Source organism: Bacillus cereus group sp. MG4, from assembly GCF_040460055.1.
Lineage (GTDB): Bacteria > Bacillota > Bacilli > Bacillales > Bacillaceae_G > Bacillus_A > Bacillus_A wiedmannii.
The window spans coordinates 1,024,912-1,050,668 of sequence record NZ_JARVGZ010000001.1 but is presented as its reverse complement, the minus strand read 5'-3'; the positions used below and the strand labels follow the sequence as shown (position 1 = coordinate 1,050,668).

Genomic DNA, 25,757 nt, shown 5'->3' with positions numbered 1-25,757 from the left:
AAGAAAAGCGAGTTTTTTTATGTTTGTTAATTTACGATATATAGATTATAAGATGTTTTTTTGTATGATATAGTTAAAAAAGAGGAGGGGAACAAATGGAAATAATTCATGAAAGAGCAAAGTTACAGTTAATAGATAGTGATGATGTCGAAACTTTGTTTTCGATTGTAGAAGGAAATCGGGATATTTGGGCGTATTTAATTTCTAAAATGGATAGTGTTCAAGATATGCAGCAATATGTTCAAAAAGCGATACAGGGTTATGGGAAGGGGACTCAAATACCTTTCGTTGTAGTGGATCAACAGACGAATGCGATTGTAGGGAGTACACGCTTATATAATATTTCAGTAGAAAATAAGACAGTCGAGTTAGGGCAAACGTGGTATCATCCAAGTGTGCAACGTACGAGTATAAATACAGAGTGTAAGTATATGCTTCTTCAGTATGCTTTTGAAAAATTACGTATGCTGAGAGTACAAATTAAGACGGATGCAAGAAATGAAAAAGCACAACGAGCAATTGAAAGGTTAGGTACAGTAAAAGAGGGTGTGCTTAGAAACGAAAGAAAATTGCCAAGTGGTCATGTGAGAGATGCAGTTGTGTATAGTATTATCGCAAGTGAATGGCCAGTTGTGAAAGCACGTTTATTAGAAAATTTAGAGTTGTATAAAGAAAAGTTATAATTCGTGTTTTGAAAGGTATATTGTTCGTGATGTATGAAAAATATACCTTTTTTCTTACAAAATGCTACTTTATTTTAATTCCTTTTGTTTCATCGTTCCCTTCTGAGAAAAAATTCGTTACAATGTAGTTGTATGGTAATAAACTTATGAATTTAAAACATGTAATGAAAACCGCAAATAAAAATGAATTGATAATCCTCAATTTTAAATGAAAACCCTTTTATACATAAATAACAAGTAAAGTTCCTTCTTTTAAATAAACTCAAACAAAACGATTTGATATAAATGTTTTTTTATAGAAGTATGGATGATGTACGGAGGCAATTACAAATGAAAGAAAATAAGAAGAGTAAGAAAAGACGAATCTTTCAAGTATTTTTACTAATGATTTGTTCTGCTATTTTATATGTAAGTTATGCAGCTTATGATATTTGGAGTTATCGTTTTAAAACAAATGATGGCGTGAAAACGGATGCTGGTATCGTACTAGGAGCAGCTTCGTGGAACGGAAAACCATCTCCTGTATTTAAAGAAAGAATTAATCATGCGATTTCTTTATATAAGAACGGAAATATTAAAAAGATTATTTTTACAGGTGGTACAAAGTTCGAGGCAGAACTTGAGGAAGCCCGTACTGCAAGAGCATATGCAATGAAACAAGGTGTAAAAGAGGAAGATATTTTAATTGAAACAAAATCCCTTTTCACTGAAGAAAATTTAAAGAATGCGAAGGAAGTTGGAATAGAGAACGGAATACGCACATACACGATTGTAAGTGATCCACTTCATATGAAACGCGCAATGAGAATCGCAAAACATATTAATATTGAAGCGTATGCTTCACCAACGCCGACATCAGCATATAAAACGTTAGATACAGAAATACCATTCTTCTTTAAAGAATTATTCTCGTACATTGGATATGTAACCTCGTTGCCATTAAAGGCATTGAAGGGAGACTAATAAGAATAGAACCTATCTTTAAATAGGAACTTTTCTTATTAGTCAAAAACATTGTATTTTTATCGGAATAGTGAAACAATAGAGAGGTAGCTTCATATAATCATAATGACAAAATGAACGGTTTATGAATCGAGCATAAAGGAGATTATAGTATGGCACTCTCATTTGTTGAAACAGAAAAACAATCTTTCATTATTGAACAAATAAATAAATTGATTCCGAAGTTCATGGAAAGGGAGCATCAACTAAGTGAATTAGGATCATTTCCGTATGAAAATATAAATGATTTGAAAGATATCGGATATACGAAATTAACGTTACCGAAGGAATTTGGTGGTAGTGCGATTTCTTTATATGACTTCGTTTTATTTCAAGAGAAAATTGCGGAAGGCTGCGGAGCTACTGCATTATCGATTGGCTGGCATCTTGGTATTGTGAAAGAGCTAGCGGAAAACCGCTCTTGGAATGATGAGATGTTCAAATGGTTTTGCGAGGAAGTGCGTAATGGTGCGCTCTTTAACCGAGCAGCAACAGAGCCGAAAACAGGGAGCCCGACGCGTGGCGGTAAGCCAGAAACAATAGCGGTTCAACAAGGCGAGAAGTGGGTTATAAATGGAAGAAAAACTTTTACAACGATGGCGCCAGTACTTGATTATTTTATTATTTCAGCGAGTATTGAAGGCAAAGAAGAAGTTGGTGAGTTTGTCATTCCAAGAAATACACTCGGTGTATCTATTGAAGAAACGTGGGATAGCGTTGCAATGAGAGGGACTGCTAGTCACGACCTTGTCTTACAAAATGTAGAGATAGAAAGTCGCTTTTTTACAGATATAAAGGGCGGAAAAGTGAAACAAAAGGGTATTGGCTGGTTGCTACATATACCAGCATGTTATTTAGGAATTGCACAAGCAGCAAGAAATTATGCAGTTCAGTTTGCGGGAACATACAAGCCAAATAGTTTAAACCATTCTATTAGTTTATTACCGAATATTAGAAGATTAGTTGGAGAATTAGAACTCGAGCTTATGCAAGCTCGCGTCTTTTTATATCAAATTGCGAAAAAGTACGATGAGGCAGAAAATAAATTATCATTGCAAGCAGAACTAGCAGCAGTGAAATACGCTGTAACAAATGCGGCGATATCCATAGTGGATAAATCAATGCGCATCGTAGGAGCGAAAAGTTTATCAGAAAAAAATCCGCTTCATCGTTACTATTTAAATGTCAGAGCAGGATTACACAATCCGCCGATGGATGATGTAACACTTTCTATGCTGGCGGATGCGGCGTTTCGGTCGTAGTTTTTAAAGCTTATATTTTAGTGTTTATGGATAATATAGTTGTTTTGAAAGCACGTGTTTGATTAGTAATCAAACACGTGCTTTTTATGTGTACAACGTACTTGGTTGAGATGTAGTTTTTTAATATAAATGATTATCATGGTTTTGTAATTGTTTCTTGTTGAAAAATTCTTATTGTAATGCCAGGGGAAGCTTTGTAAACATTTGTTATATTTAATCCCAAATTAAAGGTCTTTCCAAGTTAACCATTCGTAAATATTGTAAAAATTGACCTGCATGGACCGCATCATGATAGGCAATTCGTAATAGCATGTCGCCTAAATATCTTTGATAGCCAACATCGCTTCGATCAATAAGGGTTGAATCTAGCTCAGCTATGCTTATGGATTGAACATATTCTATAAAGTCAGTAAAGTATGATTGTGCCAATTCAATTTCTTTTTTTACACAAGTAATTGGCTCGTCATCATACGGGATATGTATGTCGTTTATTGAGCCGTTGTTTTTTAAAATCATATGATAGTAAAAAGTTGAGCTCCATACGTGACGAATCATTTCACCAAAGGACATAGCCTCATGATCAGGCTTCCAATTAAGAAAATTATCGGGAAGAGAATTCCATAATTTTTCTGAGCGCCTTCGCGTTTCTTTTAAATTTAATATACTAAGATCAATTGCATTCATAATACATTCTCCTTTACTGTTAAACTTAAAATAATTGTATCAATTTAATAGTTAGGGTATCATCGAAATATGAATGTATATCCGAATATCTCATATATAGCTAAACTAATTGCTGAACCTACAAGAGCAATTATCCTAGATTGTTTAATGAACAATCAGGCACTACCTGCTAGCGAATTGGCTTATAAGGCAAAAGTGTCACATCCAACGATTAGTTCTCATCTTTCTAAATTAGTAGAGGGGAATTTACTTACAGTTGAACAACATGGTAGACATCGTTACTATCGACTTGCTAATCAAGAGGTAGCAGAAGTTCTTGAAAAGTTAGGAACAATTGCACCAACAGTCCAAGTTCGGTCTTTAAAACAATCTGATCAGCTAAAACAAATTCGTTATGCTCGAACTTGTTATGATCATCTTGCAGGCAGACTCGGTGTAGAGATAACTGAAAAATTACTACATAGGGAATTTATAATTTTAGAGGAAGGAGAATACATTGTAACGGAACAAGGTAAGCAATGGTTTCTGAATTTTGGAATAAATATTGAAACAGCAGAAATAAAGAGGAGGGTATTTGCAAAACCTTGTCTTGATTGGAGTGAACGACGCTACCATATTTCTGGTTGGTTAGGATCTGCAATAGCAAAACTGTTTTTTGAACAGGAATGGATTACAAAAACGGATAAGACTCGAGCCGTCCATCTTACAAAAAAAGGTATGAAGTTATTGAAAGACCAATTAGGCATTGACATGGAAAATAAAAAAGTACATCAAAATGCAGTGCCTCCTGTCGAGTAAACAGTATTAAATAACCTGAGTTCTATATTTATATAGACTCAGGTTATTTAATTTGTTTTAAAATCTTTGATGATATTTGCATATGGCAACTTTAACCTCATTTGCTTTATGGAAAGAGGTTAAATGAAAACATAGTAGTTTGAGGCAGTTCTATTAAATTAGTAATCATATTCATTGAAAATTAAGCGTAAGAATATAGTAAATGAAGGGAGATATAAAATGAATAAAATTAAACTGAAAGTATTAAATGTAAGATATGTAGTGATATGTATTTTATTCACTATTATATGTATCCTCACTTCATTCTTCATTTCTAGTAATTCCAGCGTATTTAAATCATTTTATATGAATCAGTTGTTAGGAACGAATTCTACTAAAGGTCTTATGTATATGATAGGAAGTGAAAATCGTTATTTTGCAGAAGAATTTCATAAAGAAAAAGGACGAGCGTCTTTGGAATCTTTTTTGCTTTCACTTTCTACAAATATTAATGTAAATGATCTCCGAAGTTTATTAACTCGAGAACTTCCAAATATGAATCAGTTTTATTCGGAAATATTAATTGCTGGGGAAGGAACAGATTATACGAACATTCCTGAAGAATCCAGTATTCCTTTAGAGAATATTAAAGATAAAGGATCTGCTATTAAACGCCCAAAGAGTCAAAAAGAAAACAATTCTACGGGTGAAAATTCAAATACACAAAATAACAGTGAAAATAAGGTTTTTATTTATCATACACATAGTTGGGAGTCGTTTATTCCTCTAATTCCAGGTGCCACTATACCCGATGATGCTTCTAGTACAAATAATGAAGTGAATATTACGTTTGTTGGAAACTATTTAAAACAAAAGTTAGAAGAAAAAGGAATAGGTGTTTCACATGATACGACAAATATGAGGGATTTTCTGCGAAATAAAAATTTAAATTGGGCCCAATCTTACAAAGGATCCCGTCAAATATTACAAGATAAATTAGCACAAGATAAAAATATTATGTTTCCAATGGACCTTCATAGGGACGATGCACGAAAAAATACTACAACAAAAAATATTAACGGAAAGAATTATGCTCGGCTCTATTTTATTTTAGGACGAGAAAATCCTAACTTTGAAAAAAATAAAAAAATAGTAACAGCAATAAATTCATATTTAGATGAAAAATATTACGGTTTAAGCCGAGGGATTTTTATTAAAGATCGTAAGAGCGGGAACGGAGTATATAATCAAGACCTTTCTCCCAATGCATTACTTATTGAAATGGGAGGAGTAGATAATACACCAGAAGAATTGTATGCGTCAGTTGACGCATTAGTAGAAGCGTTTAGCCACTATTATAATGAAGTAACTAAGAAGAACTAAATGTATAGGGGAAATCTAGTGTTTTTGTAAAATAAAAAGGAGTGACACCTAGTCAGAAGTTCTAGGGGTTACTCTTTTTTTAGAATATAAAATCACCAATAAACGTCATCAATTGAAAAAATCTTTCTTTTCATTCTTCTTTTTATAGTTTTAAAGGAGAAATCTAGGTTTCTTATTTTTACTAATGTTATAATAAGAAAAAAGCACGAAAAGAGGTTATCTCATGCTAGAGGTTATTGCAACATGTTTAGAAGATGTGAAACGAATTGAACGAGCTGGCGGGAAGCGAATTGAATTAATTACATCTTATACAGAAGGTGGTTTAACGCCGAGTTATGCATTTATAAAAAAAGCGGTAGAAGCAGTACAAATACCGATTCACGTTATGATTCGTCCGCATGCGAAGTCTTTTACATATACGGAAGAAGAAATTGAAATGATGAAGGAAGACATTGTAGTTGCTCAGGAATTAGGAGTAGCTGGTGTTGTATTAGGTGTATTAAATGAACGAAATGAAGTGGATGAAGAGAAACTAGGGGATTTATTATCTGTGGTAGACGGGATAAATGTCACATATCACCGTGCAATAGATGATATAGAAAATCCAGTAGAAGCGATGAGAACTTTAAAGAAGTTTCATAAAGTGACTCACGTTTTAACTTCAGGTGGACAAGGAAATATAGTAGATAATATTCCGGTGCTTACAGAAATGCAAAAGGTAAGCGATGGTCAAATTCAACTTGTTGCTGGAGCTGGCGTGACGAAAGAAAATATAAAGCGATTGCTTGATGAAACTGGAATTTCGCAAGCTCATGTTGGTACAGCGGTAAGAGAAGGAAAATCATGTTTTTCTGAAATTGATCTTAACTTAGTAAAGGAATTAGTTCAAATCATACAATAAACACGTAAGAAAGAGGAGAAACGATGAAGGAAAATACGAAGAAAGAATTATTCTCATGGGCTAAAACGATAGGATTTACCCTTGTATTAATCGCAATTATTCGCGGTGTTTTATTTACACCTTCATTAGTGCAAGGTGAATCGATGATGCCCACTTTAGAAAATAACGAACGAGTTCTCGTGAATAAGATTGGTTATAGTATAAGTGGATTAGATCGCTTTGATATTATCGTCTTCCACGGAAAAGAAGGATACGATTTAGTAAAACGAGTAATTGGTTTACCAGGCGATACAGTGGAGTATAAAAATGATGTTTTATATGTAAACGGTGAAGCGATGGAAGAACCATATTTAAAAGAATTTAAAGAAAAAGCGGCGGGTCGTGTATTAACTCCAGACTTTACATTAGAACAAATCACAGGGAAAACGAAAGTGCCAGAAGGCCAAGTATTTGTTTTAGGCGATAATCGTGAAGTTTCTAAAGACGGTCGTATGTTCGGATTTATTTCAGAAGATGAAATTGTCGGAAAAGGACAGGCTGTTTTCTGGCCGTTGAAGCAAGTAAGAGCATTATAAAGCAAGTATGGGAGAAATATTCTTCTGGTGGATTTAAATCACATTTTTTGTAAAACTGAATGTTCATTTAAGAAAGACAGAGGTCATTTTGATTATTATTTTTCAAAATGGCCTCTGTTTATTTGAAGATAGTATTGCAAGGAGGGAATTTAAATGATAACGAAAGAAGCAGAAGTTATTTTAAACAGGAAAGGAGCCAGGAAAGTAAACGAAATCCCTAAAGAGGTCTTACAATTACTACAGCAAGGGAAAGTAGAAAGTGTTAATCTAACAGAATGGTTAGCTATAAATCATATTGAACTACTTAAAAACGTCTTACCTTCAATAGGACTCAAGAATAGTTTGGAATGTATAGTAGCTGAATTAGAAAAACAGAACGTTGAAACAGGAATGAAAGTCATACGAATAACAGGAGCTTTATTGGATGAAATTATACTCAAAGAGAATGAAGGGAACAAGGAAGATGTACTGTTAAAATTATCTGATCATATTTCAGATAGTGTACGATGTTGGGCAGCATTTATGAATAAAAAATCAAATAACACATTAAAAGATACATTAACGTACATTCGACCTTTTGCGGCGGATCATCATTTTGGTGTTCGAGAAATCGCTTGGATGTCTATTAGAGAAGATCTTTCACAAAATATAGAAGAAAGTGTGGAATTGTTAGTAGAATGGGCAAAAAGTGAAGATGAGAATATTCGTAGGTTCTCTGTAGAATCTATTCGTCCTCGAGGTGTATGGAGTAAACATATTGAAATATTAAAACAAGAACCTGAAAAAGCACTTCCCATTCTTAATTTACTTAAATCAGATCCATCAAAATATGTACAAGATTCGGTTGGAAACTGGTTAAATGATGCAAGTAAAACGAAACCGGATTGGGTAATGAACCTGTGTGAAGAATGGGCAAAGGATACTGACATAAAATCAACGAGTAGAATTATTAAAAAAGCTAAAAGAACGATTTTGAAAAATAAGTAATATGTAACTAATAGACTTGTTAGTTGTACGAAGGAACAATCAATCATGTTAAAAAAATATTTCGAATAACTATGAGGAGAGCATGTATTAATCAATACATGCTCTTTATATTTTCTTTTATATTAGTGTTATTAATGAAAGGTGATCAAATATTAGTTCAAATCTAAACTTTTGTACTTTTTATTGTAACTTTTATTCTAATAATTTTGTAGCAATGTGAACTTTGGAAATTGAACCGTCGTGATTTCTAAAGTTAATTTTATATTCACTGTCAGGAAGCGAATCACTCCAATATAAATCACATATTATTTGTGTTTTTTTAATAGCGAACAAAATATATCGGATTATGTATGTGAAAAAAATATTGATAGAATTGAAAGAATATTTTATAATTTTAAATTATATGTTTGTTTCGAAAAACGGAATTTAAGTTCCGGAATTCGGAACAAGAGGGAGATAGAATGAGTATAAATAAAACGGCAGTTAAAACAATGGATATTTTAGAGTTGTTTTATGAGCATGACGAGCTCAGTTTAACAGAAATGGTTCAGCTTACGAGTATGCCGAAAACATCTGTTTATCGTTTAATTGGCTCGTTAGAAGAAATGGAGTTTTTACAAAAAAACGAAAAGGGGAAATATCATTTAGGAGTCGTGTTTTTACGGTTCGGTCAACTTGTTTCACAAAGATTATCTGTAAGAAATATTGCGATTCCATATATGAAAGAGCTTAGAAATAATTTAGGGCAGGCAGTTAATTTAATTATTCAAGATGGTAATGACGCGATTTATGTGGAAAAGATGGAAGGCGTTCAGCCTGTACGAGTGTATACGGCGGTTGGAAGAAGAGCACCGCTTTATGCTGGCGCATGTCCGAGAATTTTACTTTCGTATTTCTCTGAGGAAGAGAAACGGAAATACATAGAGGAAACAGATTTAAAACAGTTTGCAGATGGAACAATTGTGGATAAGGAACAATTGCTAGAAGTGTTACAAATGGCCAAAAAGGAAGGACACACAATTAGTTACTCTGAGTTAGAAAATCATACAGCGGCTATAGCAGCGCCCATTTTTGCAAGCGATGGAAGGGTTGTAGCAGGTATTAGTATTTCGGGATTAGCAATTGAGTACAGCGAAAGTAATATTTCATATTTTATTGCGAAGGTGAAGGAAACAGCACATCGCATTTCGAAAGAACTCGGCTTTTTGGCATAGAAAGAGGGAGTGGGATGAAATTTTCTGCGTTAGGGGATCAAGCAATTATTGTTACATTTGGTGAAGAAATCCGGATGGATACTTACGAAAAAGTGCAACGACTATTTCAAGCACTGCAGCAACATCCGTTTGTAGGAATGATTGAATGCGTTCCATCGTTTACTTCATTAGCCGTTTACTACAATTTGTATGAAATATGGAAGGGAAATGATAGAAAGATAAGATCGTATGATTACGTATGCCAATACATAACTGGAATATTAGATACGTATAAGGAAGAGCTGAAACAAGATGTGAAACATATTTCTATACCCGTTTGTTACGGGGGAGAATATGGACCTGATTTAGAAGAGGTGGCACATTATCACGGTTTACAAGTAGAAGATGTGATTCGCATACATAGTGAAACAACATATTTTGTGTATATGTTAGGATTTACACCAGGATTCCCGTATTTAGGAGGACTATCAAAAGAACTAGAAACACCTAGAAAAGAAATACCGCGGTTACAAATTGCTCCTGGTTCGGTAGGTATTGGCGGAAATCAAACGGGTATATATCCGCTTGAAACACCGGGTGGATGGAATATTATCGGCCGAACACCAATCTCCTTATTTAATCCAGAAGAAGAAACACCAACCTATATTCAAAGCGGTATGTATTTACGATTTATCCCGATAACGAAGGAAGAGTACGTATCACTTGAGGGGGCTAAAGAATGGATGTAGAGATTTTGCATGCGGGAATGTTTACAACAGTCCAAGATTTAGGGCGGTCTCATTATCAACAATACGGTGTACCAGTTGGAGGGGCCATGGATCAAAGTGCACTTCGGATGATCAATATGTTAGTCGGTAATGAAGAGAATGAAGCGGGACTCGAAATGACGATCATGGGGCCTAAATTGTTAATAAAGAAAACGACTTTACTTGCGATTGGCGGAGCAGATATGGAGCCGTTATTGAATGGGAAGCGTATTCCATTATGGCGTCCCATTTTAGCGGAAGAAGGTAGCATGCTTTGTTTTGGGAAAGTGAAAAGCGGTTGCAGAGCGTATGTGACTTTTGCAGGTGGTATACAAATTGATCGTACGATGGGAAGCAAAAGTACTTACATACGTGCTGCAATTGGTGGTATTGAAGGAAGAATGCTGAAAAAGGGAGATTATTTTCAAATTGGAACGCACACAGAAATGGCGAGTCAATGCATTCAAAACTTACAAAACGATGAGCGAAACGAAACGAAATGGGCAATTAGCAACAGCATACTGCCAAAGTATAAGAAGTACCCTAAGCTTCGCGTTATAACTGATTTTGAATATGATCAATTTACAGAAGAAAGTATACAGGCATTTTTTACGAAAGAGTATAAAGTATCTAATTACGCTGATCGTATGGGCTATAGAGTTGAAGGAGAAGTTTTAAATAGGATTGAAGAAAAAGAGATTTTATCGAGTCCCGTTACATTCGGAACGATTCAAGTGCCAAACGGTGGACAGCCGATTATATTAATGGCAGATAGACAAACGACAGGTGGCTATCCGAGAATGGGAAATATTATTTCAGTAGATTTACCACTTCTTGCTCAGTTAAAACCGGGGGACTACGTTTCTTTTGAGAAAATTACGCTTGAGGAAGCGGAACAATTGTACATAGAACAAGAAGTAAATATGAATCTATTAAAGAAATTCATCACTTTACGAAGTTGACATTAGGAGGGGAATATCGTGACGACAATCGATTTAAATTGTGATTTAGGAGAAAGTTTTGGAGCTTATAAAATGGGGAATGATGATGAAATTCTTCCGTTCGTTTCCTCCATAAATGTTGCTTGTGGTTTTCATGCGGGTGATCCGACTGTAATGAGGAAAACGGTCGAAAAGGCACTGCAGCATAACGTAGCAATTGGCGCGCATCCTGGTCTTCCTGATTTAATTGGATTTGGAAGAAGAAACATGAATGTTTCAGCAAGTGAAGTATACGATTACGTTTTATATCAAATCGGTGCATTAGACGCTTTTGTGAAAGCAGCTGGCGGGAAAATGCATCATGTAAAACCACACGGTGCCCTATATAATATGGCGGCGACAAATCCGGAAATTGCAGATGCAATCACGAAGGCAATTTATCATAGTAATCCCAATCTATTACTTTACGGATTAGCAAATAGTAAGGCATTTATACAGGCTGCGGAAAAATACAATGTAACTCTTGTACAAGAAGCTTTTGCAGATCGTACGTATAAGCAAGATGGAACGTTGACAAGTCGTACAGAAGAAAATGCGCTCATAAAAAATGAAGACGAAGCGATAAAGCAAGTGCTTCAAATGGTGAAAGAAGGCTATGTAAGAGCGGTGAGCGGAGAGAAAGTAGCAGTTCAAGCACAAACAATTTGTTTACATGGTGATGGAGAGAAAGCAGTCCAATTTGCGGAAAAAATATACAGAACATTCGAACTTAATGGTATTTCTATTTGTGCACCGAAATAAAGTGAAACTTTAATCAGTGGGGCGGTTCATCCCCCGCTGATTATTAGTTGAACCAATCGGGCGTTTACTGCCCGTTAATGCGGGATAAAAAATGGGGGGAAGTGCTGGAATGATTAAATTAATCGGGATATTACTTGTTGCAGTGGGCTTTTTATTTAGATTAAATACACTTTTAGTAGTTATGGTTGCTGGTATTGTTACTGGTATGGTTTCAGGATTAAGCTTTTATGATGTAATCAGTATGTTCGGTAAATTTTTCATAGAAAATAGATATATGTCTATGCCAATTATACTAACTTTACCGGTAATCGGAATTTTAGAGCGTTACGGTTTAAAAGAAAGAGCAGAAGCACTTATAACGAAATCAAAAGGCGCAACAACTGGAAGAGTATTAATGTCATATTTTACAATAAGAGAATCATCAGCAGCACTTGGACTAAACATTGGTGGTCATGCGCAAACAGTAAGACCGCTCGTTGCACCGATGGCAGAAGGGGCTGCGCAAGGTAAATACGGTAAACTTCCTGAAAAATTAAGAGAGAAGATTAAAGCAAACGCAGCGGCTGCGGAAAATACAGCTTGGTTTTTCGGAGAAGACATTTTTATCGCAACTGGTGCCATTTTATTAATGAAAGGATTCTTCGATTCAGTAGGTATGCATGTCGGTGTATGGGATATGGCACTTTGGGGTATTCCAACTGCAATATCTGCACTTATCGTGAGCTGGATTAGGTTTAGAAGGTTTGATAAATATATAGAGAAAACAATGAAGACAGAAGGAAAAGAAGAGAAGGAGGCAATATAATATGAACATCATAACTATGGATACAATCTATTATGTATTAGGTATAATCGTTGCATTTATCGCTGTTCGTATTGCGTTTGATCGTGAACATCCAAATCGATTTGGTTCTAGCTTATTTTGGGCATTGTTTGCAGTTACATTTTTATTTGGAAATGTAATTCCTTCGTTTTACGTTGGTTGTATTGTGCTTGCTATGGTCGTATTAGCTTCATTAAATAAAGTAACAAAGTCTCAGGAAAAGGAAGTCCCAGTGCAAGAACGTGTAAAACATGCGGAGAAATTAAAAAATAAAATTTTTATGCCTGCACTTTTAATCCCTATTTTTACAATTATCGGTACGTTAACGTTAGGCAAAATCAAATGGGGAAATGTTTCCCTTGTTGATCCAGATAAAGTAACGCTAGTAGCATTAGCACTAGGAGCATTACTTGCATTCGTTGCAGCGATGCGTATTACAAAATCGAAAATAACAACGCCTGTTCAAGAAGGAAGCAGATTATTACAAGCTGTCGGCTGGGCTGTTATTTTACCGCAAATGTTAGCGGCACTTGGCGGTATTTTCGCAAAGTCTGGCGTTGGACAAGTCGTTTCTGATTTAGTCGGACAAGTGTTACCGACAGAGTATCCGTTCGTTGCTGTTATGGCGTATTGTTTAGGAATGATGCTCTTTACAGTCGTAATGGGAAATGCTTTCGCAGCGTTTGCCGTAATTACTGGGGGAATTGGATTACCTTTAATTGTACAAATGCACGGCGGAAATCCAGCAATTATGGCAGCGCTCGGTATGTTTGCTGGATATTGCGGAACGCTACTTACGCCAATGGCAGCAAACTTTAATATTGTTCCGGCGATGCTTTTAGAACTAAAAGATAAAAATGCAGTTATTAAAGCACAAGTACCAATTGCTCTTTCAATCTTTATCATAAATATGTTTATTATGTACGGCCTTGTATATCGTTTCTAATTAGGAGGGAAAACTATGAAAACAGTATTACTAACAGGATTTGATCCGTTCGGCGGAGAAAGCATCAACCCAGCTTGGGAAGTAGCAAAAAGTTTACATGAAAAAACAATTGGAGAGTACAAGATTATTAGCAAACAAGTCCTAACGGTATTTCATAAATCAATAAAAGTATTAAAAGAGTATATAGAAGAACTAAACCCTGAAATGATTATATGTATTGGACAAGCTGGAGGCAGACCAGATATTACGATAGAGCGTGTCGCAATTAATATTGATGATGCAAGAATTGCTGACAATGAAGGGAATCAGCCGGTAGATGTACCGGTTGTAGAAGGAGGACCAGCTGCCTATTGGTCTACACTTCCGATGAAAGCAATTGTAAAAAGACTGCAAAAAGAAGGTATACCAGCTTCCGTTTCACAAACAGCAGGTACATTTGTTTGTAATCATTTATTCTACGGTCTCATGCATGAACTAGAGAAACTCGATAAGAAAATAAAAGGCGGATTTATTCATATTCCGTTCTTACCAGAACAAGCGAGTAACTATCCAGGTCAACCGAGTATGTCACTTTCTACTATTCGTAAAGGGATAGAACTGGCGGTTGAGGTAACGACGACAGTTGAGGTCGATATTGTGGAAATTGGGGGCACTACGCATTAAATAAAACGAATCATACAACACCTCCTGTAAACAACTGGTATAATAAGTATAGCAATATACATAGAGGTGATTTTTGTGCAACAATTTGAAGAAGTACGTTTAATTTTAGAAAAAGCGAAGAAAATTACAGTGTTAACAGGCGCTGGTGCAAGTACGGAAAGTGGTATCCCAGATTTCCGTTCAGCAAATGGATTGTATGCTGATGCGAATGTGGAGATGTATTTATCAAGAGGATATTATAATAGAAGTCCGAAAGAATTTTGGAAGCATTATAAAGAAATCTTTCAAATTAATACGTTTCATCAATATAAACCAAATCGTGGCCATCGCTATTTAGCTAAATTAGAAGAACAAGAGAAAGACATTACGATTTTAACGCAAAATATTGACGGTTTACATCAATTAGGCGGTAGTAAGCATGTCATTGATTTACATGGAACACTTCAAACAGCACATTGTCCGAAGTGTAAAGCGGGATATGATTTGCAGTATATGATTGATCATGAAGTGCCTCGCTGCGGGAAGTGTAATTTCATTTTAAATCCAGACGTTGTTTTATACGGAGATACATTGCCGCAATATCAAAATGCGATAACACGTTTATATGAAACAGATGTACTTATCGTTATGGGAACGTCATTAAAAGTACAACCCGTCGCTTCATTCCCGCAAATCGCAAAGAGGGAAATAGGGGCAACGACCATTTTAGTAAATGAAGAGTTAACAGGGCAAGAATATAACTTTGATTTTGTTTTTCAAAATAAGATTGGTGAGTTTGTTGAAGGTGTATCGTCGGTTAAATAAGTTATTATTTTTATGAAAAACTGAGGTGTATAGAGAACACCTCAGTTTTTTTGTTTGAATAAAATTCATGTTATGACGAATTAAGGGGAATGGTAATAAATAGGACATAAAATTAAAAAACTGAAAATTAAATCTTTTATTTCTTTAGTAATTAATATAAAATTCTATATATATCATATAAATAAATTTGATACATAATGGTTCTATGTAGAAATGTTAATAGAATGAAGCGAGGGAGCGAAATGAGACAGAAAAAGGAGCAGAAGAAACAATCGAAAAAGAAAAAGACTCATATTCCTTTTCGATTAAATGTACTATTTTTTATCGTCTTTCTTTTATTTTCAGCTATTATAATTCAATTAGGTAAAGTACAAATCATTGATGGAGAAACGTATAGAAATGAAGTGAACAAAAAGGAAGATGTAACGGTAAGCACACCTGTTCCTAGAGGGAAAATGTTTGATCGGGTAGGTCAAGTGATTGTAAATAACAAACCGCTACGAACCGTTACATATACGAAAATGAAAGGAGTAGATTCGAAAGAAGTTTTACAAGTAGCAAGAAATTTAGCTCAGCTAATTGAAATGTCACCAGAAGATATAAATAAGTTGACAGAAACAGATAAAAAAGATTTTTGGATGCAGTTAAATGAAAAACGAGCAGCAGAAAAAGTGACGAAAGAAGATGAGAGTACATTTAGGAAGCAAGAGATAGAAGGGAAAGAATTAGATAAAAAAGTAGAAGAGTTGCGCCGAGAAAGAATTACGCAAGAAGAATTAAGCGAACTTTCAAAAGAGGATCTAGAAGTACTAGCAATTAAAAGTAGGATGAATGCGGGATATAAAATGACGCCGCAAATTGTTAAAAAAGATGTAAGTCAAAATGAATATGCAATCGTAAGTGAAAGATTGGCAAGTTTGCCAGGAGTGGATACGACAGTGGATTGGGAACGTGAATACCCAAATGATAAAATACTTCGTTCCATACTTGGTAGCGTTTCTACTGAAAATGAGGGCTTGCCGAGAGAACAGTTAGATTATTATTTAGTGCGCGATTATAACCGAAATGATCGCATTGGTAAGAGTTATATCGAGAAACAGTACGAAGATGCATTACATGGAACGAAAGAACAGTCTAAAAATATTACGGATAAAGCGGGAAATATTATTCGGACAGAAAAAGTGACTGAAGGAAAAAGTGGAAATAATTTAATGTTAACAGTAGATATGGAGTTACAGAAAAAAGTAGAGGAAAGTCTTGAAAAGAATTTACGAGCATTTCATTCTGCAGAGCCGATGATGGATCGCGCATTCGTTGTAATGATGAACCCGAAAAACGGCCAAATTTTATCAATGGCAGGAAAGAAAATTATAAATAAAGATGGCGGAATGCAAATAGAAGACTTCGCTTTAGGAACGATGACAAGTTCTTATGAGTTAGGGTCAACTGTGAAAGGGGCTACGTTATTAGCCGGATATCAAACTGAAACAATTAAGCCGTATACGCATTTCTTTGATGCACCAATGTATTTTAAAGGAAGTACTAAGCCAAAGAAATCGTGGAAAGATTTTGGTGATATTGATGATTTAAGAGCTTTACAAGTTTCATCAAACGTTTATATGTTTAATACAGCATTAAAAATGGCAGGTATTAATTATGTGCCAAACAATCCGTTAGATATTAAAAAAGAGACATTTAATAAAATGCGTTACTACTTTAGACAGTTTGGCTTAGGTGTACCAACTGGTATTGACTTGCCGAATGAATCGATTGGTCAAATGGGTAGAACGGATAACATACCTGGCTTTTTACTTGATTATGCGATTGGACAGTACGATACATATACGCCGCTTCAGCTTGCTCAATATATGTCAACAATTGCAAACGGCGGATACCGAATGAAACCACAAATTGTGCAAGAAGTGAGAGAGCAACCACATAGACCAGAGGATGTTGGAAAAGTTGTTCGGTCTATTGAACCAGTTATTTTAAATCGAGTGGATATGGACACTTCATACATTAATCATGTAAAAGAAGGATTTAGAAGAGTTTTTCAAGAAACTGACGGAACAGGTACGGCAACGTTTAAAGGATTACCATATAAACCAGCTGGAAAAACAGGAACAGCTGAAACTGTATACGGTGGAGAAAGTGATATTGGGAGAGATGAAAACAATAACCGAAAAAAATGTTATAATTTAACTCTTGCCGGTTATGCACCATATGATGCTGATCCGGAAGTAGCTTTTTCAGTTGTTGTACCTTGGGTGAATGATGACAAATCAGGAATTAATTCCGCGATTGGTAAAGAGATTTTGGATGCGTATTTTGAATTGAAAACGAAAAGAGCGGGTGGAAATCCAGTCCCAGTAGAACAGCCGAACAAGACCCAGTAAAAATAGTATCACTGCATGGAGACATATTGTGCAGTGATATATTTTTTGAGTTAAAAAGCGTTTAAATAAGGTGGGAATGGATATGAAACAGGAGATTAAAAGAGGCTGGGGGAAATACATACTCTTCGTGTTTGTTTTGGTAGTAGCCTATCATTCTTTTACTTTATGTAAAGTGGAAGGGAAATCGATGCAACCGACTTTATATGAAGAAGACTACGTATTTGTAAATAAAGCAGCAGTACATTTTTCAAATTTAGAGCACGGAGAAATTGTCATTATAAAGGAAGAGGATGAGTCGAAATATTATGTAAAACGAGTAATAGGACTTCCTGGTGACGTAATTAACATAAAGAATGGATCAGTATATGTGAATGATAAAAAGCAAGAAGAACCGTATACAAATAAAGATTTATTTAATAATACGCAAGTGTTTTATAACTTTCAAAAGACGAAAATCCCGCCAAATAAATTATTTGTAATGGGAGATAATCGTGAACTTAGTAGAGATAGTCGAAATGGCTTAGGATATATTGAAGAAGATAATATAATAGGCAAAGTGGAATTTGTATATTATCCTTTTTCAAAAATGAAGATTATAGAATAAGTGGGGTTATATAAAACCCCACTTATTAAAGTTTCACTCTATCTTCTTTAAAAAACCTTTTGGGTTAAATGATATGAAGAACTTATGTTTAGATTCATCAATTATGAAGTTGTTGTTTTTAGCTAAAAACTCTTCTACAGCTTCCATTGGGCCAGGGCCCCAATCGGGAGAAACAGGATTTCCATTAATAGATGTATCCTCTACAATAATATAACTACCAGTAGTAACGATAGATTTATAAAGTAAAAGTTCTTTTGATACATGCTCTTTACTATGATCAGAATCTAAAATTACTAAAATTACATCATCAGGTTTGCGCATATTTAATATAGTTTGAACGGCATGTACAGAAACAGAAGAAGCCGTTACATACGTAATTCGGTCATGGGATGGACGATTTGGTTGAGGGAATATATCAATAGTAACAACGTGACCCTTTCCAATTAAATCTAATATAGAAGCTAAATACAATGCGCTACCACCATAACAAGTGCCACATTCAATAATTAAATCGGGTTTTAATTCGTAAATAATTTCTTGATACAAAAAAAGATCAGAGGGAAGTTTGAAAATGGGGACCCCAAGCCAGTGTGTATCATGTAACCAAACGTTGCTGTCGTAATAAAGTTTTAGAAATTCATTGCTTATAGTATCGATGTTAATTCTCCTTTCTAACAAGGATTCTTTCGCTTTACGTAAAGTGCTTACGTATGAAAGTTGTACTATATATTATGTGATAAGGAATTGTAAGGCGAGTGTTTTTACTTAAAAATAAGCTAAATAACTCATGTGTAAAGGGAAGGAAATGGACGTATGTATAAGTACACAATTTGCTTCATTAGAAAAGGAAATGAAAATGATGTGAAGGAGATAACTTAAATTATGGCATTCAAAAGCGAGGAAGAACTGAATAAAGCTTTCGAGGCAGCTAAAGCGAGCCTAGAAATAGAAGGTATGACCATTACAAAAGAAATGGAAAAAGTTATAAAAGAAAAGTTAGCCGGAAAGATAACACACGAGTAGCTTATTACATTAGCTGATGCGATTACGAGAAGCGAACTTACTTAACGAACTAGAGGGCGCTACAAACTATTTTTAAATAAACGGGGGAAAAGAGATGATAGATCCACCTCTAAGACTGTAGACAAACTATTTTTGGAGAGTTCAGATACTAAAAAAATAGTTTGTCTCTTGCTTTATAGAAAATTCATCCAACAATATATATACGTAGTACGTTCTATGCTACAATTTACTATAAGTGAGGAAGGAAGGTGTCTTATGAAAATATCTGTTTATGTTGCAAGTGCATTTAGCAAGGATCATAAAGGCGGAAATAAAGCAGGAGTAGTATTTATGGAGAATACATTGACCACTACTCAAAAAATGGCAATAGCCAAACAACTGGGCTATGCGGAAACTGCATTTATATCAGAGTCCGAAATTGCTGATTATAAATTTGAGTATTTTACACCAAAAGAGGAAGTTGATTTATGTGGTCATGCCACAATTGGCTCTTTCGCGATACTGATGCATGTAAATAAACTTTTCAAGAATCGCTATACGATTGAAACGAACAGCGGTGTTCTTACTATTACCATAAAAGATGACATCATATTCATGGAACAAAACGAACCGATATTCTATGATGTTATATCTCCAAATGAGTTTATCGACTGCTTTGACATTAAAGATATAGACAATACATACCCAATTCAAATTGTCTCCACGGGCTTAAAAGATATTTTAATTCCTATAAAAAGCGAAACACAATTACATACAATGCAACCTAATTTTGAAAAAATTAAAGAAATCAGCAAGTATTATAATGTTGTCGGGATGCATCTATATACTTTTAATGACAATCGAATGATATGCAGAAACTTTGCTCCGCTATACGACATCAATGAAGAAGCAGCGACTGGAACTTCAAACGGTGCATTAGCTTGCTACCTTTATGAACAGCGCTACTTACAAAAAGAAGTTTATGTATTTGAACAAGGTTATTCTTTACACTCGCCTTCCGAAATATTAGTTAAATTAGCAACCAATAGCAACAATAAAATAGAAAAAGTTTATGTTGGTGGCAAAGGCTATTACTGTGAAACGAAGTGTTTAAATATAGAAAATATTGAGTGAAAATAAAAAAAGAGATGGTAGATCCATCTCTTTTTCATATGCTCCATGATTAACCGTGAATCGCTTTAATCATAAAACGATGTTGCTTCACATCAAAATATCCTTTTTGCAAGATGATCTCATGTATACGATATAATTCCTCATAGTAACCTTCGACAATAAAATCAGGAATTTGCCACGGAACTGCTTTTAAATAATAGACGATAGCGCCAATGTCGTAAAAGCGTTGAAAAGGGAACTCTTCTTTTGCTTCTAAAATAGTAAATCCATTTTCCTCTAACTGACTACATGCCGTTTCAAGCGACCAACTTGCAAATTCGCTATTTAGCGGTGCGCTAAATAGCGAATTTAGTTCCGCACAATCGAGACCACCAACTTGTTGTGTAAGGAAAATTCCATTTGGAGAAAGGATTCTGTTTACCTCAGAGGCAGCATATGATTCATGCTGATTTATGATTAAATCAAACTGACCATCTTGAAATAGTAAAGCAGTATCGTCAATCACTTCTACAACAGTAACGCCTAAAGGCTCTAATTTCTTCCGAGCAATTGGCACGTTTGGAGCGTAGCCCTCAGTAGCATAAATAGTTGACGAGAACGGTTGTAACATAGATAAAAACTCTCCACCGCCAGTACCCATATCGAGCATTGATTCTGTATGCTGCATAAGTTGAAAAGCAGTGCTGCCGTACGACCACGATAAAGGCTCGCTCTTCATTCGACCAGTTTCTGAAATGAAAGAAAAATCCCAGCCGCTAAAATTTGTATTAGCACTTTCTAATAAAGTTAAAAATAATGAATCACGTTTCATAATTATGTCCTCCTATTTTGTAAGTAAATGATATGATGAGAAAAGAAAAAAGGAGGACCTCTTATTAAAATGGAACGGTTTTACGTTTCATGTTCGAATAGATTCATATAAATTCGCTCCTTGTGAGAATGGTTATTTATATATTCGGGATAACCGAGTGGAAATCCTTTGAAGTTATTAGGCAAGGTGAGAGTACAACTAAATTTTGGATGGGGTATATAGTGAAACTGCATTGTGCCAAGATATTTTGTGAAATATGATATTTCACATTTCTGTTACATAACAACAAAGTCTTACTGTTTATAAAAAAATGGAACCGTTCACTCCCTTTAGATTTACTTATCTATGGGGATGTTTTTTATTAATATAAGAAATTGATATATATACTGAATATAAAAATTTTATTCTTTGAAAATATTCCATAATTTAGTATTGTTTATATATGGAATATTTTGTTTGTACGAAAGGGGGAATAAGATGTTTTTACAAAAGTATAAGGGTTTGATTCTAGGAATAGTGGGTGCTGTATTAGGAGTAATATCCTTTGTTTACCTTAAAGATTTGGATTATATATATAAGACGGGCCTTAAGTTATTATCTGTAACATTAATCGTTATAGGATGGGCTATTGCCTGCGATTCGACCCGTTTCTATAAAAAAGAGAATAATAATGTATAGGTGTTATTATTCTCTTTTTTATACAGTCTTTAATTAGCGAACATTTCTTATGCAAGGAAGAGGGCAAGGTGCTATATGAAAAGAATGAAAAATGTAATGTTGCTATTGTTATGTTTCTTATGTTTAAGTGGTTGTAATTATGAAGATGAAGATCAGGTGAAAAAATATGTAAAAAAAAAGCACGGAATGGATGTGATTGTAACAGGTTGGGGTGGTATAAATGAAGGGAATATGGGACATACATATCATACTGTTCAAGCGAAAAATAACAAAAATATTCAATTTAGAGTAGAAGTAGATGGCATCTTATATTCAAGAATAAAAGGTGATGAATATCAATACGGGAAAAAAACATATGAGGAATATAAGAAATTCAAACCAATGCTAGAAGAAATTAAAAAATTAGGTTACGTGGAACCTGAAAATAAAAATGTTTTTCAATATATAGTGGATGATGATTATATAGAGGAGAAACCAACTGATAAGTTATTATTAACTTTAAAAACGAGTGACAAGATTGATTACAGTCAATTTGAATCAAAAGAATTAGATCGTTTATATGCTCTATTCCAATTCATTCAGAAGAGTAATAAAAAGATAACAAAACTTGAAATTGAGGATCATAATGGTGAATCTATAGGCTTACCTTTTGATAATGTGCAAAAAGCTATAACGAAAGAAGAACTGCTTTTAACAATGAAAAACACTGTAAGAGGTTATTGGACATATTTGATTCAAACTGAAACAAAAGTAGGCGAAAGGTTAAATGAAATTCAAAATGATCGTTTTGTAATTGAAGGTATTACTTGTTCACACCCGAAAGACGGCAACTGTCTAGAGTATGAATTGACTTTAGTTTTCAATGACAGTGAGATAAAATATAGAAATGATTCCTATGTAATAGAGGATTTGAGAAAGGTAGTCACTATTCTTAAAGAAGAACTATATAATAAGGAATTTAACATATTTTTAAGGAACAAGGATGGAACAAGTTACTCACTCTGGCTATCATCAGAAAAAATCAAGAAAAATGATAACATAGAAGAGCTAGTAAAATAAAGGTATAAAGAAGAATTTTAAAGTACTTTTTACGTTTATTATTGCTTTATTCAAAAGGAAAAACCGCTTATACTTCATTCTTGAAGCATAAGCGGTTTTGTTTAAAATACTCAAAAAGAAAAATCTTTTGGCAAAGTACCATTTTTAATAACCGTTCGTAACCCATGTTTTATAATCCAAAGGTTAACAGGATGCTGTTTATCGCGTAATTGTTGTAACCATTGAAAAACAAGTTCTTTATCTTCTTTCGTAATATCGTTAATATGATTGGCTACTGATTTTTGGACATATTTAGACGGATCATTCATTAATGGCTCAAGAAGCTGTAAATTGTTCTTAAAGTCACCTTTCAGAGCTCCTATTTTTTTAGCCCAAGGAAGTCTTGGTCTTGTACCTTCGGAAGCTAATCTTCTAATGTGGCTGTTTTCATCATGAATCCACTGTTGTAATATACCTAGTGTGTCTTCATGGTATGTTTCAAGAAAAGGCCGAATGGCATATTCAGCAGTATTCCTTTTTGTTATTTCATACATGGCGTTACATGAGGTTTCAAAATCGTTAAGCCCATATTTTTCAACGTATTTTGCAATAGGCATGTACATATATCCATTTGTAAATGTGCCTACTTCTGTTGTGTTTTCTGGCCCCAATGTTTTCAGTAAAATATGTATTGATGCATTAAAATCTTTTTGTAATGCATCGTGTAATTCATCTGCTATTACTTCTATACGTTGTTTTAACTCTAAATTTTCAACTTTACATGTTACGGAAGATACGAAGTTTCTTTTAGAGAAATTAGGATCGTGTTTACAAATAGAATCAGCCATTTTTTCTGCTAATTCTTCATTAAATAAAAATTTCAACGGAACATATTTACCCATGTTTTCACCTCAATTATCAGCTAAAAACAATTTTTATTTTTTTATCGACAATCCATAAACTAAAGTCTCACTCGGAGTCGTAATACTAAAACCAGTCGTTTTATAATCAAGTTTCACCGTATCACCAGTGTAGTCTTTCGTAAATGAATCCATTTGTACAATAAAATCAGCATCTTCATATACAACATCATCTGCATCATATGTATCCCAAATTAAATCAACATCAACGAAAATACTACAAGAGTTTGTCATTGTTCCTCTAATGCGAATGATTTTTTTGTCTTCACGTTCTAATCTATGTATAGCTGCTTTTGCTTCATCAGTAATGCGAATGTTCATGGTATCCCAACCTTTATTTATATTTCCTTTATTATTGCAAAAACAGGAGCAATAGGGAAGGGAGAAGCATTGGAATAAAAAACGAGCAAACATATTTGTTTGCTCGTTTCACTTTATTTCAATTCACATTTATCAAGTGGAATCACTTTCGTTTTCTTCGTAAATTTATATCCTAACCATAGTACTAAGAAGAGTGGTAAACCGATGTAAGAAACGAGTACACCGTTCCAATCGATTGCTTCGCCCATAAATGCACCGTAGTTTTGTCCTAAAATTACGATGACACAAAGTGCAAATGCGAAGATTGGACCGAACGGGAACCATTTTGCTCTATATGGTAAGTCTTTTAAATCTTTACCTTGAGCGATATATGCTTTACGGAAACGGTAATGACTAATTGCAATTCCGACCCATGCAATAAAGCCAGACATTCCAGATGCGTTTAATAACCAAATGTATACAACACCGTCACCGAATAAGGAAGCAATGAAAGCGATACTACCGACAATTGACGTTACGATTAATGCGTTAACAGGTACACCGCGGCTATCTAATTTACCAAGAAACTTCGGTGCTTTACCTTGGCGAGCTAAGTCCCAAAGCATACGAGTTGATGCGTACATTCCAGAGTTACCAGCAGACAGTACTGCCGTTAAAATAACAGCGTTCATAACAGAAGCAGCAAAGGCAACGCCCGCTTTTTCAAAAATAAGTGTAAACGGACTTACTGTAACATCACTTGCAGCAAGGCTTTCAGTTGTATAAGGAATTAATAAACCGATAACGAGAATCGCAAGGATATAGAATAAAAGAATACGCCAAAAGATTGAACGAATTGCTTTTGGAATGTTACGCTCTGGATCAGCAGTTTCACCAGCAGCTACACCTAATAATTCAGTTCCTTGGAATGAGAACCCAGCAGCCATAAATACACCGATAATTGCCATAATGCCGCCATTAAATGGTGCATCTGCAACAGTGAAGTTTTTAAAGCCAACAGATTCGCCGCCCATAATTCCAAAAATCATCATGAAGCCGACAATTAAAAAGATAATAATAGTAACTACTTTAATAAGTGCGAACCAATATTCAGATTCACCAAACCCTTTAACAGATAAATAGTTTAAAAGGAAAATAATAGCTAAACATAATCCACTCCAAATAAGAGAAGGGGTATCTGGGAACCAAAATTTCATAATTAATGTTACAGCAGCGAGTTCAGCAGCAATTGTAATGGCCCAGTTATACCAATAGTTCCATCCAAGTGCAAAGCCAAGGGACGGATCAACAAATTTTGTTGCATATGTGCTAAAAGATCCGGTAACAGGCATGTAAGCTGCGAGTTCAGCTAAGCTTGTCATTAAAAAGTAAACCATAATTCCAATTGCGGCGTATGCGATTAGTGCACCGCCAGGCCCAGCTGAATGGATGACACCACCGCTGGCAAGAAATAGTCCGGTACCAATTGTACCACCGAGAGAAATCATCGTAAGGTGCCTTGATTTTAAACTACGTTTTAATTCACCTTTTCCATTTGTAGTTTGTGATTCAGAGGTAGTTTGATTCGTTGCGCTATTCATGTTCAACACTCCTTTTCTTGTAAGATAGGAAGGAACGGGGGAGAAAAATACAAAAAACCGCCAAAGGAATTTGGCGGAACG

General features: G+C 34.8%; 28 protein-coding genes. 22 read left to right on the top strand and 6 right to left on the bottom strand.

What is annotated here, in order from left to right:
* Window positions 1–95 precede the first annotated feature (95 nt).
* The 3 genes from QCI41_RS05520 (at window position 96) to QCI41_RS05510 (ending at window position 2,947) form a co-directional block, all read left to right on the top strand.
* On the top strand, window positions 96–683 hold the full coding sequence (locus QCI41_RS05520) for a GNAT family N-acetyltransferase (protein ID WP_353838042.1): 588 nt from the start codon (window positions 96–98) through the stop codon (window positions 681–683).
* A 330-nt stretch (window positions 684–1,013) separates the two neighbouring features.
* Complete coding sequence (locus tag QCI41_RS05515) at window positions 1,014–1,646, top strand: YdcF family protein (protein ID WP_353838043.1); 633 nt, start codon at window positions 1,014–1,016, stop codon at window positions 1,644–1,646.
* A 152-nt stretch (window positions 1,647–1,798) separates the two neighbouring features.
* A complete protein-coding gene (locus QCI41_RS05510; RefSeq protein WP_353838044.1) occupies window positions 1,799–2,947 on the top strand; it encodes an acyl-CoA dehydrogenase family protein in 1,149 nt (382 codons plus the stop codon).
* A 213-nt stretch (window positions 2,948–3,160) separates the two neighbouring features.
* On the opposite strand, the gene QCI41_RS05505 is transcribed toward QCI41_RS05510, so the two are convergent.
* On the bottom strand, window positions 3,161–3,631 hold the full coding sequence (locus QCI41_RS05505; protein WP_353838045.1) for a DinB family protein: 471 nt from the start codon (window positions 3,629–3,631) through the stop codon (window positions 3,161–3,163).
* Between the two features lie 69 nt (window positions 3,632–3,700).
* On the opposite strand from QCI41_RS05505, the gene QCI41_RS05500 reads away from it, so the two are divergent.
* The 15 genes from QCI41_RS05500 to lepB (QCI41_RS05430) all read left to right on the top strand — a co-directional run bounded on the left by QCI41_RS05500 (window position 3,701) and on the right by lepB (QCI41_RS05430) (window position 18,192).
* Window positions 3,701–4,429 (top strand): ArsR/SmtB family transcription factor, encoded by a 729-nt coding sequence (locus QCI41_RS05500; RefSeq protein ID WP_353838046.1) that lies wholly within the window; start codon window positions 3,701–3,703, stop codon window positions 4,427–4,429.
* A 219-nt stretch (window positions 4,430–4,648) separates the two neighbouring features.
* The gene (locus QCI41_RS05495) at window positions 4,649–5,791 is read left to right on the top strand and encodes a stage II sporulation protein P (RefSeq protein ID WP_353838047.1); all 1,143 of its coding nucleotides are present in this window, start codon (window positions 4,649–4,651) and stop codon (window positions 5,789–5,791) included.
* A gap of 223 nt (window positions 5,792–6,014) precedes the next feature.
* On the top strand, window positions 6,015–6,692 hold the full coding sequence (locus QCI41_RS05490; protein WP_353838048.1) for a copper homeostasis protein CutC: 678 nt from the start codon (window positions 6,015–6,017) through the stop codon (window positions 6,690–6,692).
* 23 nt (window positions 6,693–6,715) lie between these two features.
* Window positions 6,716–7,267 (top strand): signal peptidase I, encoded by a 552-nt coding sequence (gene lepB / locus QCI41_RS05485; RefSeq protein ID WP_098084616.1) that lies wholly within the window; start codon window positions 6,716–6,718, stop codon window positions 7,265–7,267.
* Between the two features lie 153 nt (window positions 7,268–7,420).
* A complete protein-coding gene (locus QCI41_RS05480; protein ID WP_087984559.1) occupies window positions 7,421–8,254 on the top strand; it encodes a DNA alkylation repair protein in 834 nt (277 codons plus the stop codon).
* Between the two features lie 461 nt (window positions 8,255–8,715).
* The gene (locus QCI41_RS05475; protein ID WP_353838049.1) at window positions 8,716–9,468 is read left to right on the top strand and encodes an IclR family transcriptional regulator; all 753 of its coding nucleotides are present in this window, start codon (window positions 8,716–8,718) and stop codon (window positions 9,466–9,468) included.
* 14 nt (window positions 9,469–9,482) lie between these two features.
* Window positions 9,483–10,196 carry a 5-oxoprolinase subunit PxpB gene (pxpB, locus tag QCI41_RS05470; protein WP_353838050.1) on the top strand — a complete coding sequence of 238 codons (714 nt, stop codon included), beginning with the start codon at window positions 9,483–9,485 and terminating at the stop codon, window positions 10,194–10,196.
* Entirely contained in the window at window positions 10,187–11,176 is a 990-nt protein-coding gene (locus QCI41_RS05465; RefSeq protein WP_353838051.1) for a 5-oxoprolinase subunit C family protein, read from the top strand. The genes pxpB and QCI41_RS05465 overlap by 10 nt, the downstream gene beginning before the upstream one ends.
* Window positions 11,177–11,194: 18 nt before the next feature.
* Window positions 11,195–11,956 (top strand): 5-oxoprolinase subunit PxpA, encoded by a 762-nt coding sequence (gene pxpA / locus QCI41_RS05460; RefSeq protein WP_353838052.1) that lies wholly within the window; start codon window positions 11,195–11,197, stop codon window positions 11,954–11,956.
* 109 nt (window positions 11,957–12,065) lie between these two features.
* Window positions 12,066–12,761, top strand: a complete 696-nt coding sequence (locus tag QCI41_RS05455) for a DUF969 domain-containing protein (RefSeq protein WP_000593393.1) — start codon at window positions 12,066–12,068, stop codon at window positions 12,759–12,761.
* Window position 12,762: 1 nt separating this feature from the next.
* Complete coding sequence (locus QCI41_RS05450) at window positions 12,763–13,725, top strand: DUF979 domain-containing protein (RefSeq protein WP_063225245.1); 963 nt, start codon at window positions 12,763–12,765, stop codon at window positions 13,723–13,725.
* A gap of 15 nt (window positions 13,726–13,740) precedes the next feature.
* Window positions 13,741–14,388 carry a pyroglutamyl-peptidase I gene (pcp, locus tag QCI41_RS05445; RefSeq protein WP_353838053.1) on the top strand — a complete coding sequence of 216 codons (648 nt, stop codon included), beginning with the start codon at window positions 13,741–13,743 and terminating at the stop codon, window positions 14,386–14,388.
* A gap of 75 nt (window positions 14,389–14,463) precedes the next feature.
* Window positions 14,464–15,192 carry an NAD-dependent protein deacylase gene (locus QCI41_RS05440; protein WP_353838054.1) on the top strand — a complete coding sequence of 243 codons (729 nt, stop codon included), beginning with the start codon at window positions 14,464–14,466 and terminating at the stop codon, window positions 15,190–15,192.
* A gap of 242 nt (window positions 15,193–15,434) precedes the next feature.
* On the top strand, window positions 15,435–17,588 hold the full coding sequence (locus QCI41_RS05435; protein WP_353838055.1) for a peptidoglycan D,D-transpeptidase FtsI family protein: 2,154 nt from the start codon (window positions 15,435–15,437) through the stop codon (window positions 17,586–17,588).
* A gap of 82 nt (window positions 17,589–17,670) precedes the next feature.
* The gene (gene lepB, locus QCI41_RS05430; RefSeq protein WP_060487262.1) at window positions 17,671–18,192 is read left to right on the top strand and encodes a signal peptidase I; all 522 of its coding nucleotides are present in this window, start codon (window positions 17,671–17,673) and stop codon (window positions 18,190–18,192) included.
* Window positions 18,193–18,225: 33 nt separating this feature from the next.
* Here lepB (QCI41_RS05430) and QCI41_RS05425 read toward each other — a convergent pair whose 3' ends face one another.
* Complete coding sequence (locus tag QCI41_RS05425) at window positions 18,226–18,849, bottom strand: CmcI family methyltransferase (RefSeq protein WP_353838864.1); 624 nt, start codon at window positions 18,847–18,849, stop codon at window positions 18,226–18,228.
* A gap of 225 nt (window positions 18,850–19,074) precedes the next feature.
* On the opposite strand from QCI41_RS05425, the gene QCI41_RS05420 reads away from it, so the two are divergent.
* Entirely contained in the window at window positions 19,075–19,215 is a 141-nt protein-coding gene (locus tag QCI41_RS05420) for a hypothetical protein (protein ID WP_353838056.1), read from the top strand.
* A gap of 255 nt (window positions 19,216–19,470) precedes the next feature.
* On the top strand, window positions 19,471–20,328 hold the full coding sequence (locus QCI41_RS05415) for a PhzF family phenazine biosynthesis protein (RefSeq protein ID WP_353838057.1): 858 nt from the start codon (window positions 19,471–19,473) through the stop codon (window positions 20,326–20,328).
* Window positions 20,329–20,377: 49 nt separating this feature from the next.
* On the opposite strand, the gene QCI41_RS05410 is transcribed toward QCI41_RS05415, so the two are convergent.
* Entirely contained in the window at window positions 20,378–21,139 is a 762-nt protein-coding gene (locus QCI41_RS05410; RefSeq protein WP_353838058.1) for a class I SAM-dependent methyltransferase, read from the bottom strand.
* A 477-nt stretch (window positions 21,140–21,616) separates the two neighbouring features.
* On the opposite strand from QCI41_RS05410, the gene QCI41_RS05405 reads away from it, so the two are divergent.
* Both QCI41_RS05405 and QCI41_RS05400 read left to right on the top strand, forming a co-directional pair.
* On the top strand, window positions 21,617–21,817 hold the full coding sequence (locus tag QCI41_RS05405) for a hypothetical protein (RefSeq protein ID WP_353838059.1): 201 nt from the start codon (window positions 21,617–21,619) through the stop codon (window positions 21,815–21,817).
* A 75-nt stretch (window positions 21,818–21,892) separates the two neighbouring features.
* A complete protein-coding gene (locus QCI41_RS05400; RefSeq protein ID WP_097915346.1) occupies window positions 21,893–22,876 on the top strand; it encodes a hypothetical protein in 984 nt (327 codons plus the stop codon).
* Between the two features lie 110 nt (window positions 22,877–22,986).
* Here QCI41_RS05400 and QCI41_RS05395 read toward each other — a convergent pair whose 3' ends face one another.
* The 3 genes from QCI41_RS05395 to QCI41_RS05385 form a co-directional block, all read right to left on the bottom strand.
* Window positions 22,987–23,757, bottom strand: coding sequence for a DNA alkylation repair protein (locus tag QCI41_RS05395; RefSeq protein ID WP_353838061.1), 771 nt, complete (start codon window positions 23,755–23,757; stop codon window positions 22,987–22,989).
* Window positions 23,758–23,790: 33 nt separating this feature from the next.
* The gene (locus QCI41_RS05390) at window positions 23,791–24,096 is read right to left on the bottom strand and encodes an iron-sulfur cluster biosynthesis family protein (RefSeq protein WP_353838062.1); all 306 of its coding nucleotides are present in this window, start codon (window positions 24,094–24,096) and stop codon (window positions 23,791–23,793) included.
* Between the two features lie 113 nt (window positions 24,097–24,209).
* Complete coding sequence (locus tag QCI41_RS05385; RefSeq protein ID WP_353838063.1) at window positions 24,210–25,676, bottom strand: amino acid permease; 1,467 nt, start codon at window positions 25,674–25,676, stop codon at window positions 24,210–24,212.
* Window positions 25,677–25,757: the final 81 nt, after the last annotated feature.